The following is a 13,134-nucleotide window of genomic DNA, read 5'->3' as shown; positions in this document are numbered from 1 at the left end:
CAGACCACAGCGGCAACCAACCTCTCGTGACTGTGAAATGTCATTCGCAGCTGATAGGGATCACTTATGGAAGAAAAGCGGCCCAACCTCGATCTGGAGCATTTCACCCCGCCCGCCCAGGAACTCGCCAAAGTGGTGATGAACAGCCCGTACCTGACCCTGGAGCTGTTCTTCGGGCTGGAGGGATTCATTGCCAGGGATCCCGAGGGCGTCCGCATTCTCACCACCGACGTCGGCGTGCGGACCAACAAAGAAACCGGGCAGCGCACCGGAGCACTGGAACGGCTGCGCTCAAAACGCACACATAGGGAATTGCCCCGGCCGTTGTCGGTGTTGGCAGCCAAGCATCTGGTTCGGGCCTATGACCGGGAACGGGCAGGACTGAACCTGGAGCCGTACTTCTTCGCCGAACGCCCTCGCCCGGAATAACAGGCACCCTGCAATTTGTCAGCGTGCCTTGTTATCGTTGGAGCGTCCCGTCTGGTCCCCCATCAGGCGGGACCTTCCTTTCAATTGGAGCCGTAAAGCTGCCAAAGGATCGGTGCAACGAAGTCCCTCCAGGAGGATCTGCATGTGCCGTCGCTACTCAAACGTCAATTTGAACCAGCTGGGCATCGAGTTCGGCGCGCAGCTGCGCGCCGGGGTCCGGGAGCCGGCGCCGAATCTGGACGTGCGCCCCACAACGCAGGTGCCTTTCCTGCAGGGCCGGCTCGGTGAGGATGGCACGGTGCGTCGGGAGTTGTCTGTTGGCCGCTGGGGCCTCATTCCCACCTTCGCGAAGGCTTTTGAATCCAAGTTCGCCACCTTCAACGCCCGCGGCGAGGATGTCACCGACAAACCGACATTCCGCGCCTCTGTTCCGCGGTGGCGTGCGGCTGTGCCGGCGGCCAGCTATGCGGAGTGGAAGAAGTCCGGGCCAAAAAAGTCCGACCCAAAGCAGCGCTACGAGATCGTTCCGGACGACGGCAGCACCATCGCGTTTGCCGGGCTGTATGCGCCCCGGCGCAACCCTGCCGTGGACGATGAGTCGCGCCCGGATGCTTGGTTTTTGTCCTGCACTATTCTGACCATGCCTGCTCCTCCGATGGATTCCGGGCAGGCCGCCCTGGCGCAGTTGGGAGCGCTGCATGACCGGCTGCCGATCCCTCTTGCCGCCGGCACGATCGACGCCTGGCTGGATCCGCGGGACAAAGACGGCCTTGGCCTGCTGGACCTGGTGCGCGGCGAGGCTTACGACGTCGCCGCAGACTGGGACCTCCGGCCCGTCGAGCTCGTCAAAGACGACGACGGCCGGCAACGCCTGGAAACAGTGGCCAATCCCGTCGTCTGAACTAGGAGCGAAGCAGCTGCACCAGGCAATCCTCGTAGGAAGCCATCACTTCATCGAAAAGACGGCGGCTTCTTCCAAGGCATCCGGGAGTTCCTCGTCGACCGAACACAGCAGGGGCTCGCAGCGCAGTCCGTCCCATTCAAGGGTGGCGACACCCCATGGATGCGCCGGGGCAGAGACCCTGATGCCGGCTGACTCCAAGGTGTCCGCGAGTAGGTTGCGTGTCACGGCCCGCCATCCCATCAGGAAAGGCTCCCGGAGCTTCTCGATCAGCTCGTCGTCTTTGCCGCCATAGGCCCGGAACAGCTCAAACGAGAGCGTGTCCCACTTCCGGCGAAACTGACGCTGATCCACAGGCCCGTCGCCTGGTCTTCAGTCAGCGGAAGCAGCCAATCTTCCAACTTTGCTTATGGCACGGAGTATGGCTTGGCTTATGGCACTATCTATCCGGTGTGATCCCGCTCGAAATCCAAAGACGGACCAGGGTCGAACAACCAGAAGGGGTATTCGTCGCCTTCACTGGCCAACGTTGCCGGCTTCGGAGTCAGCTTGGCCAGCCAACACCGCCAATCCGCCCGTTGGGCCTTGTGCAGCCGGTGTTGCTCTGCAGCTGCCTGATCCGCTCCAACCAGGACGGCCACCCTCACCAGAGACTGAGTTCCTTGTCTCCACCCTTTCCCAGGAGTGTGCGAGGCAAGTCCCCAGTTCGCGAGAGTCTCCAGTGCCTCGTGCGCGGATGTCCTGCTGATCCGGGCACGCAGGCTGACCTGCAGGACGCCGAGGCTCTCCCCCCGTAGTTCCTCGAGGACTTCGTATACAAGGGCCGCAGGGATGCCCAGTTCCCTGAAGGCCGGCCGTACTGCGAAGACGCGACGTGGCCGGAGCATGGTACTTCTGTGATCTTGTGATTCCGTGAGGGTCCAAGTGTCAGCCTCGGTACCGCGTCCGCGTTTTGTCCGGACGATCAGGGGATCCGGCATCGCCGCGAGGGTGATCAAATGATTGGCCACGGTGGAAGGGTGCATACCCGTGGACAGGGCAAGAGAACGTACACCGAAGCTGATCTCTGGGGAATCTTTCTTGGTGGCAGCTTCCTCAATCGCCCGCAGGACCATTCTTAGTACTTGAGACTCACGGGTAGTGGGGAGTTGCTCTTCCAGAGCGACCCTTCGCTGATACCAGGATTCCAGCCAGGAGGGCGCCCCCCGCTGTGACTTAATAAGGCTTGTGTCGGAATTACGAACACTTCTTGACCCCGTCGAATCCGGGGTCTTCTGAATGAGCTCACAGGCCTTGGCCCACTCTCTTGTGAGGGTCTTCTTCCTGGATCCTGGGGAGTACTTGGCATACAGGCCTGCAAGGCCCGCCCATGCTCCCGTGAGCATTCGCTCTTGGATTTGGGTCATACTGAACCCCGATCGGGCAGCGGCAACGATGACGGCCATACGGGCCTCAGATGCAGTGGGGTACCTCGAGGAATCCCACAGCCCTTCCCTGGCGATCAGGAGCATTCGAGCTCCCAACCCGCCCTTCACATCAGCGACGGCCGTCGCGTCTGGATCCACAGCAGTTACAGCTGACTCAGCCGCCTCAATCACAGCCCGGGTCTCTTCAGTAGAAGTCCACAACGCATCCCACACCCGGGGGGCGTTTCGAAGAGTGACCGCTTCGATGGCCTCGCCGAGAACCTGGGTTAAGGATTGGACGCCGCCGCTCTTGTGACGGCTACCAGGGACACGGCAACAACCGGAAGCGACGCTGCGGTGAGGGCTAGGGTCCAGGGAACGGCAGTGCGTGGCAATGGCCTCGACCAAGGCCCGGGCTTCAGTGAATGGAACAGGCTGAGTAAGAGGTACGTAAATGTGGCGGCCTCCCGAGGGTGAGACGTCCTCTACCCACACAGCGCTGTGCTTGTTGAGCCACTGGACAAGCCAGAGGTGGTCCTCCAAAACCTGGTCGCCTCCCCCGCGGGAAACGTCAAGGTCAAAGAAGATCGTTCGGGCCGTGCCGTCATACCCATAGACCATCACCGCGGCCGGTTTGACCGGACGGGATGCCGTCAACGAGGCTTCGACGCGGGAAGGGTAAGACTTGCCTCTATCCCTCGACACTCGGACCCTCGGGCGCCCCGCCAAGCCCTCGGCCAGGGCAGCCCAAACAGTGTCATCACGGGCGCCAGAAACCGTCGTATCGTCGACACGGTACGTCCCCACTGGCGGGGGGCAAGATGATTTGCCTATAATCAACGCAGGTCATCCTTCAATGGCATGACAAAAGGCACCTTTCGCGAGGGTCTGAAAAGCTGAATATTTGGCTGGGACCGACTGGTAATCGGTTCAGGCACCAGGAAACAAGTGCTGGTAACACTTCGGATCCTGAAGATTTCTCGAGGGACGCGCGCAAACGCGTCCCTCAGTTTTTAAGTGCCGGTGATGGGCAACGCCTCCTGGTGGCGGATGTCGGAGCCAGCATTGCGGTGCGTCCACGAAACAGGCACACCGTCGGGGGAAAGTTTGATCCTGCGGATATAGAAATCAACGACCTGGGCCATGCTCGTTCCTGCGCCGTTGAGCTTCTTCAGCCGGACGACTTTAGCCTTGGCACCCTCAGAGATGTTATTTGCCAGAGGAATCGGCTTCCCTCTGGTCTCACGGAACGACCGGGGGGATCCAAGCTCACCGACGCTGACCACATCAGGCAGATCGGCTAGGATTCTTTCCTCAACCATCGCTTGAGACATGCCCGTGGCATCAGAGATGATGTCCACTTTCCTTTTGACGGCTGGATCGAGCTCAACCAGGAACGGCACCAGGGTGCCGTTAGACCCACGCGCTCTCCGTTGCTTTTTTCCATCCATGGAGACAGCCTAGTATTCAAGCTCTCAGTTTTTAGTACTAAAGGTGTGGCGTGTCGCTAGCTCGCAGTTTCGCTGTTGCCGGCGCTGGGATCGTATCTCCGGTGGCGAAGTCAGAGTGAGTCTGTAGTGTCGCGCGTGATGCGAGGGAATAGGTATGGGGTGCGGAAGGCCTTTCGGCAGTTCCTGGCCCATGTAATCGGGTCTTCTTGGAAGAGGATCGTGCCGCCTGGGTGCACCCGGTCGAGAATGGGCGTGTCCAGAATGGCCTCGGTGAGTTGGCCGGCGAAGGTGTGGCGGCCGTCGTCATGGACGACGAGGACTGCCGCGGTTTCGGTTCCGTGCCTGTCCGCCGTCGGTTTCATGAATTGAACCTCGATCATTTCTGCACCTCCTTCGACTGGATAAAAATATGTTCATTCAATATTAACATATTAGACCTTGTAATCCAGGAGCCGTCCGGAGGCCAGCATCCGTGAGGCCCGTGACCTGAAGGCCTCGGACCGGGCCGACTCAAGAACACGCGAGAGTCCCAACAGATCCTTGGAGCGGAGAACGTTGCGCAGCGCCTTTGTCTCATAAGGCTTCAACACCATTCCTCCTCGCTGGATACGGAAGTACATCAGCATCGAAGCGTTGAGGTCATCGCCGGGCCTTGCGAAGGTGAATCCGTGGTCGATGAGGTGCAGTCTGCCTGAAGGGTTGTCGATGAGGAGATTACCGAGATGCCGGTCCTGCTGGCCGATCAGGCAGTCGAAGAAGGCCGCGTCGTCAGCTTCTTCGCGCAGATTCTTTACTGTCGGGTCTCCTAGCTCACCAGGCACACCCTGTGAGAGGGATCCCATTCGACCCTCTACAACGCGGATCACGCAGGGCGGCACAAGTTTCTCGTACCTTTGGCCGAGGCTGTTGGCCAGGTGCCATGCGGTGGCCTCGTGTACGGGTTGAAGGGCCGATGTGTGTCCGTAGTCTTCGGCACAGCTGTCATCCAACCCCGAGAAAGGTTTGTGGAACGCGATGTCTCCGTTCGCGAAGCAGGTTATCCGGGTTTCATTCACCGGCCCATCGATCCCTGAGTAGTCGGATCCGTCGCTGTGACCATCCAACCGCATTGTTCCTGTGAGTTCCCCTTCCAGAAGCGAGGATTCAGCTGCATGGCCGCCCTGTAACCCCTGCAGCGCCTCTATGCTCCGCGTTAGATCCTGACCGGCCCAGAACCGGTCTGTGAGAGCCAACTGCTCAAGGACAGGACCGCCTTCGTGCGGATTGATTTCGGGTGGGTTCAGCAACTCTGCGGGGGCGCCTTGCTGGCGTGCCCATTCCTGGGCCCTTTCAGGAGCGAGTCCTTTGAGCCACCCGACGAACTCCTGGTGGGCGGGCTGGCCAGCTGCCCAGGCAAGGATCTGCTTTTTGACTGCCCGGTTGTCTCGACGTCGTGCGTTGTGGGCGTTCCGTGCTTTCGAACCGTTGCACCCTGGACACCGGCGTGCACCGGTCCCCTTAGCTCGACACATGCCTTTCGCTCCCTTTCTGCCCAGGACCCCTGATCCGAAGGGCCTCTCAGGGTGTAGGTAAGACGAAGTGAGAATTTGCGATCGCGACGTTCCGGGCACACGGAAGGGCACCGGTGGCCACCAACTGCAGCCGCCGATGCCCTCGGTATGTCCCCCGGTTTACTCTGGGCGATCTCCTCTCCGGCGAACGATGAAGACGACACCTGCCATGATGCCGACGACGGCAGCGACAGCGATGACGATCCGTGGCAGGTCAAGGCCTGCGCCTGTGCCAGGGATTTCAATCATCGCCTGGGCAGCCGGTACCAGGACATGGCTGGAAAGCAGCCACGCCTTGACCGGTTCAAACATCGCCCCGAACGGGATGATTCCCATAGCAAGCGCGAGGAAGCCCAGACCAATAAGGGTCATCTGGTCCGGGGTCAGTTCGTCGCTGCTTCCGTTGTTGCTCATGTTTGTGCTCCTTAGTCGATCGGGGACGGACGTCGTGCGGTCAGGGCGGAATCGGAGCTCAGCATGATTGTTTCGGGTTCGCCGGATTCAAAGTCTCGGTAGTCGATGGTCATGACGGAGTCGTCTCTGTAGTCGGGCTCAACCGATTCGACGACACCCCACTGGCCGAGAGTCTCGTCAATGAGGAACAGATCCCCCGGGTTCAGGTCTTCGGGGCCGGTGTATGCCTCAGGGCCATATCCGTTGAAGGGATCCTCGGCATCGGATTCCTCTTCGGTTTCTGGTTCGGTTTCGTCGACCGCCAGGGCGAGAGGCTGAACCGTTGCCCTGGCACTTGGGCCCTTGCGGTTGTGGTCAGCGGACGGGATGTGCGCGTGGAGCTTCTCATACTCTGCGTCGTACTCAATGATTTCGGCCGCTGCGTAGTCGTCAAAGGTCAACGGTACGGTTTCGCCGTCGAGGTCTTCCTTGGGTTCGAGAACTTCAACCATCTTCCGGGAGTAGAAGGTGGTGTGCGGTCGTACGGAATCGACGAAGTCTTGGTCGAAGCCTGGTGAATTGGGGTCAGGGTTGGGAGAGAAGAATGTTTGTGCTTCCACCGGCCGCGATTTGTTGTCCAGACAGATGGCACGTCCCCTGGCGGTGCGCGGGATGGAAACGCCGATGGCTGCCGAGTCCCACATCATCATGGCGCCTTGTGGCGAGAGCCGGCCCATCGATACGCGGGCGCCGAAGTTGTCGCGCATTTCACCTCCGACGAATTCAACGTCCGGTCGTTGGAGGCCCACGATCATGTGGATCTTTGCGGATCGGCCAAGCCGGGCGATGTCCGCGATGAGCTCCAAGATCGGGGGCTTAACCGGGGCACCCTTTGGCTTGACCTTCTTCCACCACCGTTCAGTTCTCTTCAGGAACGTGGTCAGTTCGTCGATGACCAGAAGGAGAGGCTCGAAATCGGCAAGGCTGGCCTGCCCGACTTCAACCAGGCTGTACCGCTCTTCCATGAGCTCGTGAGCAGCAAGGATGGCCCGAACCTGATGCTCGACACGGGCTGCGACAAGCTCGACGTTCGGCCATCCGCGGAAGCCAATGAACTCAATGCGCTTGCCGTCAACGATCCATGTTCGCCATCCCGCCTGCGTTAGCCGCTGCGTAACCCCGTGAAGGAGGACGGTCTTACCCGACCCGGTACCACCGACGACCATAAGGTGGGCCTGGACTGCTACCCACCATTCGAGGAGCTCATCCTCCTCTGCCACGGCAAGAGGGACCTTGAAATCGGTGTACACCTTGTGGTCAAGGGCGAGCGGCGAGTGTTCCTCGGGCGGCCGGATCATGGTCGGCAGGGGGATACGGCGGTTGAATTCAACGCGTGAGTGTTGAAGATCCCACACTGCCTTGAGCCGTCCGGGCAGCGTTGCGGCGATGACTCGTTCGACCCCTGAACGTCGGGAGCCAATGGAAAGCTTTGCGCTGGGTATTCCGGTGACCTCGATGGACTTGATGCCTTCGTCGTCTTCAGTTGTGTCTATGCGGGTGTCTTTGCCGAAGAGTTCCTGGATGACGCTTTCGGCCCTGAGAGCGTCGGCTGTTTTGGAGGATTCCTTCTCCATTTCCGCGATGTCCAGGCGTAGCTTGAGGTGCTTGCGGTGGCGGTTGTGTGCCTCGACCTTGTAGGTTCCGTCGAAGTTCCTGTCGACAATGTCGACCAGCTTCGCGCGCCAAACCCCGTCGTGATCGTTGATGGTCCGTCCGTAGCGGATAGAGACCTTTTCCGGGTATCCGGTGAACCCTCCTTTCCATCTTGATGCTCTGACCAGGCTGCGAGACACAACCCTGACTCCAAGGTTTGGAGCGAGCGCTTCAACCGCGTTGTCGACGACGTACTGTCTGCGGGTGCACTTCATGGCCGCGACCGTTGAGGCTGCTGTCGCGAGCCCGGCAATAGCAGATGTGAGGATCGCGACGACGGTGTTTTCCTGGATCCAGAGAAGGCATGACCCAATTACGCCCAGGAGAACGCACAGGAGAATTACCGGTGTCCATGGATTGCGTGGTGCCGGCAGGTGGGCCCCGGGCGGTTCGCTCGTTTGCGGGCGCATAAATGTAGATGTCATTTGTTCCTCCCGAAGAAGGACACGGTTTTGCCTGGTCCAGCTTCGGTTCCGACAACCAACCGGTGGGGAACGGCATCAGGCCAGGTGGTGGCATCGAATTCACTCGCAAGTGCATCTACAGAACGTGTGGGCGGGATCTGTCGACGGGAGCTTTTTGCTGCGGATCGAATGGTCAAGCAGTCGCATTCCAGAAGACAGCGCGCAGCTCTTATCGGGATCCTGCTATTCCGCCTTAGCCACTGAAACGGGAGGCTCAGTTGTTCTGGGTAGAAGCTTTGCTGCCGTTGGTACTTGTACGGTGATTCAGTGTTGCCACTGGCCATGATGGCCTTCTCCTGTCGTGGTTGGTGAGTCTAGATGAGGGCGAGTGATCCACCACGTCTGGGCGTGTATCGGCTCCCGACTAGCTCCCCGAGCCATGCCTGAACGTGCTCGGGCTCGTCTGGATCGACTGTGATGGATGGCGTTGTTTGTCCCGTTTTGGGCGGGCGGAGCCTGGCAATGGTGTGACCGGTGAGGAAAAGGGTCGATCCGGGACCAGGGGTCAGTTCGTGGATACGCAGGGCACCGGTGATGAATGTTCCTGTGCCGACCGCGAGGATCTTTCCGGTACTGACTTCGTCATAAGGGAATCCGCGGTTGGGCCACGGCCCGAAATATTGCGATGCCCATCTTGCGTCGTCCAGTTGTTGAGAGTCCGGCAACGCCCGGGCAGGGGTTTGGGCCAGGGGCAGTTTGCCTTTGCAGGTGACCTTGGTGGCATTCAGCATCCACTGGATCTGGGCGAAGACGGTATGCCCCCTGGCAAAATAGCCTGCGCTCTCCAGCCGATCCACAAGACTGGGCCCAACGTCCAGAGCACGGGTTAGCTCACTCCGGGTGAGAGCCCACTCGTTGCCGGCTCCCGGCGCCTGGTGCTTGATGCTGGGCGTATTTCGCCGATGCTCCAGTTGGTCGACCAGTCCCATGATGCCTTCCCCTTGTACTCGCGGTTGCACGTGTACATGGGGTAGGTACGGACAGGAACAGGATTACAAAATAGGGGTTTGAACTACGGACGCAGACTTTCCACACATGACCAGCCCATGCTGCGCCCTGCTTCGGTGGTCACGGCTGCTTCCTTCGATTGCTGTCTGAGACGTAAGTGGCATGTTGCCCTGTAACGCGATGCACGTATCCCATGGCCCTGCATGACGGGTCGGGGCAGACGGTGACGGAGCAATGGGGCTGGGTTCCGTCGTATCCTTCTGGCTGGTTGGTTACGATCCCGGCTCGCTGGCCGTGCGGGCATGGTTCCTCATCCTCAAAGGCCAGCTGCTCACGTGTCTTGAATTTCGCGGTGCTGCTCGTGTTCATGTCCCGGTTTCCTTTCGTGCTGCAACAGCCATCTGAGGGGCGAGAGACTGATGAGGGTGTGCAAGGAAGGTAGGTGCTGGGCGAATCTGGATTGCAACCTGACGCCCGTGCGGAAAGCACGTGACAAGGTCTCCGTCCAGGATCTGTAGCCGGCCCTCAGAAGACGTTCTGCACCCAACCAGCAGGCTCCACGTGGGCCAGGTCGAAAAGCTCCTGCGCAAGGGACATACCGTCGCCGCGTGGGTAGCCGTTGGCGACCGCAGACGGCGAAAGGTGTTTCACGAGGCTTTCAGGACGTACCAGCCGGCCTTGGACGATGGCGTCGCGGACGACGTCGGCGACGAGGGATCTGTCCATCCAGGACTCCATTAGGTCAGCGATTGTGCGTTCGATGGTGAGAGTCGGGAGGGCCTCGACAAAGGTCACTTCCTCGGGAGAAAGTGACCTGATTTTGATTCTGACCCCGGGCAGCCGGGTCGCTTTGCGTGAAGGGGCGATGAGGTCGTGTCCTTCGGGAAAAAAGTCTCCGATGCCGTGCAGGATGGTCGCGTCGATGCCCGCGACAACGAGGCCTGGCGCGACTGCCGGTGTCTTCTGGGTTTTGTCCCCGCCTAGGGCAAGCCAAGTGGCGATTATGGGTTCGTGCTCGAGCTCTGGTGCTCCGGCCATCCGGTAGACACCCTGCATCACCCTGCTGAGAGCCCCGGCCGCTGCGAGGCGGGAGAGTTGCATACGTGAGATGCCTGCGTCATCGGCTTGGGCGGTCGTGACCAGGCCCCAGCGTTGCTCTGCGATTCGGCCTAGAGCGGCCATCGTTTCCGCACTCACTACAACGATTGTATCGACCGTAGATACAAATGTTGTTCTTCGTCAATCAGATCTCCCGCGCCTGTGTGTGGCCACTGCTTCAAAGAATGCCTTGTCGTTGTTTCGATATCCGGGCGATTCCATTTGGTCCCAAGTTTTACCCTCGACTGTATGACGGAGTCGTGCGGGCGAGGGTAAAACTCGAGACCCTGAATCAAGAGAAGTGATCCAGACTGTTGATCCCCACGTTTGCCTTCCAATGGGACGCCCCCGCTTTGCTTCCATCAGCTCTTCCCGTCTGATGTCAGGTCTGATTTCCTTCCAGCGATGTGGCATGGCTCCAAGCTCTGTTTCCAACCTTGCTTCCGGCATGGTCTACGGCTTGCCTTCCTGCTTACTTGTGGTTTGACGTATGGCACTAAAAAGGCGGGGCTTCAAGAGCCCCGCCTCGTCGTGCTTGTACAGATCCCCTTACGCCGTCGGTTCTCCCGAGAGGTTCGACATGGATGCGACCTTCCACTGGTCCCCGACCTTGATCAACTCGACGCTTCGCACATATGGGATGTCTGTGGCCGCGATCATCGGATCCTGGCTCTGGGTGGTGACGGTGTAGTCGACGATCATCGTGGCTTTTCCGGCGGCGTACTGGTCGGTCCGTTCAGGCTTCGTTCGCAGCACCCTCGCTTCGGTCAATGAGCGGCCCTCAACGAAACGGGTCCACTGTAATCCTCCGTCGCCGGAGAACCTCGCTTTCAGATCCCGGGCCATCTCCGGTGTGCAGTTGGTGACAGCTCCAGCCAGCCACGATGATGCGCCGGCATCCTCGAATGAACGCCGGTGGTAGGAAGCGACGAATGCCGTGGCCGCGGCGTCCAGCTCCGACACATGGGCCGGGCTCAGGCCACCGTCAGCTGCCGTGGATGGGTCTGGATCAGTGGCCGTTGTTCCTTGTGTTTCCGGTGATTCCGGCCGTCTTCCCGATGGTGAGGGGGAGGGTGTTGCCGATGGTTGTTCCAGACGGATGGAAGGCCGGTCGTGGCCGGGTTGGCTGGTCTGGATCAACCAGATACCCAACGCGGCGAGGGCCGCCGCGGCAGCGACAATGCAACCGGTGATGAGGCTGTGTTTGTTCATGGGTGGCCTTACTTGAGGAGCTTGAAGTACTCGGTGTCTTGTTCCCAGGTGGTGGTGTGCAGGAGGGTGCCGTCTCTTGGATTGAGCGCACTGTACATCTGTCCGTTGCCTGCGTAGATCCCGACGTGCTCCCAATGCTCGGGACCGCCCTTGCGCTGCACGACGAGATCGCCGGGCTGGGGGTTGGTGGTTTTGGTGCCGACGGTCCATTGGTTGACCCTGGGGAGTTTGATGCCGGCTTGGTCGTAGATCCATTGGACGTAACCGGAACAGTCCCAGGCCTTGAAAGTGGTTCCACCCCAGACGTAGCTTCCGCCGAGCCCTTGCTTGGCGGCTGCGATGATTTTGGTGCGGGTGTTGGTGTTGTCGGCGGCAGTGATGGGCTGGTCAGCCCCGGGGGTGCATTGGGTGGGGGTGGCGCCGCCGGCGGACTCCAGAAGCTGCTGTGCGGTGTTTTGCCATTTTCCGTAGGCGTCCGGGAAGGCGGAGACCTGGACCGTCTGGGCCGCTTCGGAGAGGCTCAGTTGTTCCCACCCGGGGATGTCCAGGAGGCCCCGGGGAGATCCGTTGTTGGGACCTTCCTTGCCGCCGTAGAACGCCTTTGCCGCATAGACGGGGTCCATGAGTTCTTTGACGGTCCCCCATCTTGCCTCTGGGCGTTGCTGGAAGGCGTTGATGGAGTCGTGGTCACTGCCGACTCTCATATGGGGGTAGTTCAGGGAGTCAGGGACGTTTGAGTTTGCATAGGTGTTGATGCCTGATTCCTGAAGGGCGACCATGAGCGCGATGAGGAGCCCGTTGTTCGGCACTCCGGCTTTCTTCCCTTCGGTGACGATGATGGACACCAGATTCATTTGATCTGAGCTGAACGTGATGGGCGCACCGCTGGGACCTTTGGCCGTGAGGGCGCCTACAGCCAGCGTCGCGGGCATCGTTTCGCCTGCAGTGGTGTTGCCTGAGGACCCGCCGACACCGACGGTGATGCCCCGGGCTTTCATGTAGGCGAGTGGGTCGACGGGTTTGCCGTTGACGTGGATTTCGAAATGAAGGTGGGGGGCTGTTGCGGCCCCTGTTTGTCCGACGCCGGCCAGCTCATCACCGGCTTTGACGGTCTGCCCGACTTTGACTTTGGAGGTGCCGTCGGCGGCATGCCAGTACCAGAATTCGGTGTTGTTTCCGGCATCGATGATGATGCCGTTGCCGCCGGCGCTTCCGCCGTAGTCGACCTTTCGGACGGTCCCGCCGCTGGCGGCGTAGAAGGGCGTCCGCTCGGGAACCCCGGCGATGTCCTGTCCGGCGTGGAAGGTGAGTTCGGATTCGCTCGTGAATCCGTCCGGGATGACCCCTGCACCGAAGGGGTTGGGGCGGGGGCCGAAACCTGAGGTCAGTTGCCCGACCAGAGGATTCGCGTACCCTCCGGACACGTCCGGGGATACACATTGTCCGCTACCGGTTCCGGATCCGCCTCGGGCGAGGATGGCGCCGGATCCGGACATGAAGAACGCTCCCCCGCTGAGGAAGGCAAGGCCAATGAATAGTGCGGCCGCAGCGGCTACCGCGGTCACGGCG

The 13,134-nt window shown here is 60.3% G+C and carries 13 protein-coding genes; 2 read left to right on the top strand and 11 right to left on the bottom strand.

Annotated features, from left to right (window positions below):
* Positions 1-66 precede the first annotated feature (66 nt).
* Entirely contained in the window at positions 67-429 is a 363-nt protein-coding gene (locus AC1DJW_RS19315; protein WP_476902233.1) for a hypothetical protein, read from the top strand.
* Positions 430-571: 142 nt separating this feature from the next.
* Positions 572-1,330, top strand: a complete 759-nt coding sequence (locus tag AC1DJW_RS19310) for an SOS response-associated peptidase (RefSeq protein WP_476902232.1) — start codon at positions 572-574, stop codon at positions 1,328-1,330.
* Between the two features lie 45 nt (positions 1,331-1,375).
* Here AC1DJW_RS19310 and AC1DJW_RS19305 read toward each other — a convergent pair whose 3' ends face one another.
* The 11 genes from AC1DJW_RS19305 to AC1DJW_RS19255 form a co-directional block, all read right to left on the bottom strand.
* A complete protein-coding gene (locus tag AC1DJW_RS19305; protein WP_476902231.1) occupies positions 1,376-1,684 on the bottom strand; it encodes a hypothetical protein in 309 nt (102 codons plus the stop codon).
* Between the two features lie 89 nt (positions 1,685-1,773).
* Entirely contained in the window at positions 1,774-2,340 is a 567-nt protein-coding gene (locus tag AC1DJW_RS19300; RefSeq protein ID WP_476902230.1) for a hypothetical protein, read from the bottom strand.
* 1,409 nt (positions 2,341-3,749) lie between these two features.
* Entirely contained in the window at positions 3,750-4,187 is a 438-nt protein-coding gene (locus AC1DJW_RS19295; protein ID WP_476902229.1) for a hypothetical protein, read from the bottom strand.
* 110 nt (positions 4,188-4,297) lie between these two features.
* Positions 4,298-4,567, bottom strand: a complete 270-nt coding sequence (locus tag AC1DJW_RS19290; RefSeq protein ID WP_476902228.1) for a hypothetical protein — start codon at positions 4,565-4,567, stop codon at positions 4,298-4,300.
* A 51-nt stretch (positions 4,568-4,618) separates the two neighbouring features.
* Positions 4,619-5,029, bottom strand: a complete 411-nt coding sequence (locus tag AC1DJW_RS19285; protein ID WP_476902227.1) for a hypothetical protein — start codon at positions 5,027-5,029, stop codon at positions 4,619-4,621.
* Positions 5,030-5,857: 828 nt separating this feature from the next.
* On the bottom strand, positions 5,858-6,151 hold the full coding sequence (locus AC1DJW_RS19280; protein ID WP_476902226.1) for a hypothetical protein: 294 nt from the start codon (positions 6,149-6,151) through the stop codon (positions 5,858-5,860).
* Between the two features lie 11 nt (positions 6,152-6,162).
* Entirely contained in the window at positions 6,163-8,268 is a 2,106-nt protein-coding gene (locus AC1DJW_RS19275) for a type IV secretory system conjugative DNA transfer family protein (protein ID WP_476902225.1), read from the bottom strand.
* A 353-nt stretch (positions 8,269-8,621) separates the two neighbouring features.
* Positions 8,622-9,236, bottom strand: coding sequence for a hypothetical protein (locus AC1DJW_RS19270; protein ID WP_476902224.1), 615 nt, complete (start codon positions 9,234-9,236; stop codon positions 8,622-8,624).
* Between the two features lie 544 nt (positions 9,237-9,780).
* On the bottom strand, positions 9,781-10,452 hold the full coding sequence (locus AC1DJW_RS19265; protein ID WP_476902223.1) for a type IV toxin-antitoxin system AbiEi family antitoxin domain-containing protein: 672 nt from the start codon (positions 10,450-10,452) through the stop codon (positions 9,781-9,783).
* Between the two features lie 450 nt (positions 10,453-10,902).
* Positions 10,903-11,565 (bottom strand): hypothetical protein, encoded by a 663-nt coding sequence (locus tag AC1DJW_RS19260; RefSeq protein ID WP_476902222.1) that lies wholly within the window; start codon positions 11,563-11,565, stop codon positions 10,903-10,905.
* Positions 11,566-11,573: 8 nt separating this feature from the next.
* The gene (locus tag AC1DJW_RS19255) at positions 11,574-13,130 is read right to left on the bottom strand and encodes a peptidoglycan DD-metalloendopeptidase family protein (RefSeq protein ID WP_476902221.1); all 1,557 of its coding nucleotides are present in this window, start codon (positions 13,128-13,130) and stop codon (positions 11,574-11,576) included.
* Positions 13,131-13,134 lie beyond the last annotated feature (4 nt).

The organism is Arthrobacter sp. 05L417, from assembly GCF_056397865.1.
This window is presented reverse-complemented; position numbering and strand designations above follow the sequence as displayed.

Bases quoted from the DNA above. Each gene is read 5' to 3' on its own strand.
- AC1DJW_RS19290 (WP_476902228.1), bottom strand. From the start codon at position 4,567: ATGATCGAGGTTCAATTCATGAAACCGACGGCGGACAGGCACGGAACC.
- AC1DJW_RS19275 (WP_476902225.1), bottom strand. From the start codon at position 8,268: ATGACATCTACATTTATGCGCCCGCAAACGAGCGAACCGCCCGGGGCC.
- AC1DJW_RS19315 (WP_476902233.1), top strand. From the start codon at position 67: ATGGAAGAAAAGCGGCCCAACCTCGATCTGGAGCATTTCACCCCGCCC.
- AC1DJW_RS19310 (WP_476902232.1), top strand. From the start codon at position 572: ATGTGCCGTCGCTACTCAAACGTCAATTTGAACCAGCTGGGCATCGAG.
- AC1DJW_RS19280 (WP_476902226.1), bottom strand. From the start codon at position 6,151: ATGAGCAACAACGGAAGCAGCGACGAACTGACCCCGGACCAGATGACC.
- AC1DJW_RS19260 (WP_476902222.1), bottom strand. From the start codon at position 11,565: ATGAACAAACACAGCCTCATCACCGGTTGCATTGTCGCTGCCGCGGCG.
- AC1DJW_RS19285 (WP_476902227.1), bottom strand. From the start codon at position 5,029: ATGGGATCCCTCTCACAGGGTGTGCCTGGTGAGCTAGGAGACCCGACA.
- AC1DJW_RS19270 (WP_476902224.1), bottom strand. From the start codon at position 9,236: ATGGGACTGGTCGACCAACTGGAGCATCGGCGAAATACGCCCAGCATC.
- AC1DJW_RS19295 (WP_476902229.1), bottom strand. From the start codon at position 4,187: ATGGATGGAAAAAAGCAACGGAGAGCGCGTGGGTCTAACGGCACCCTG.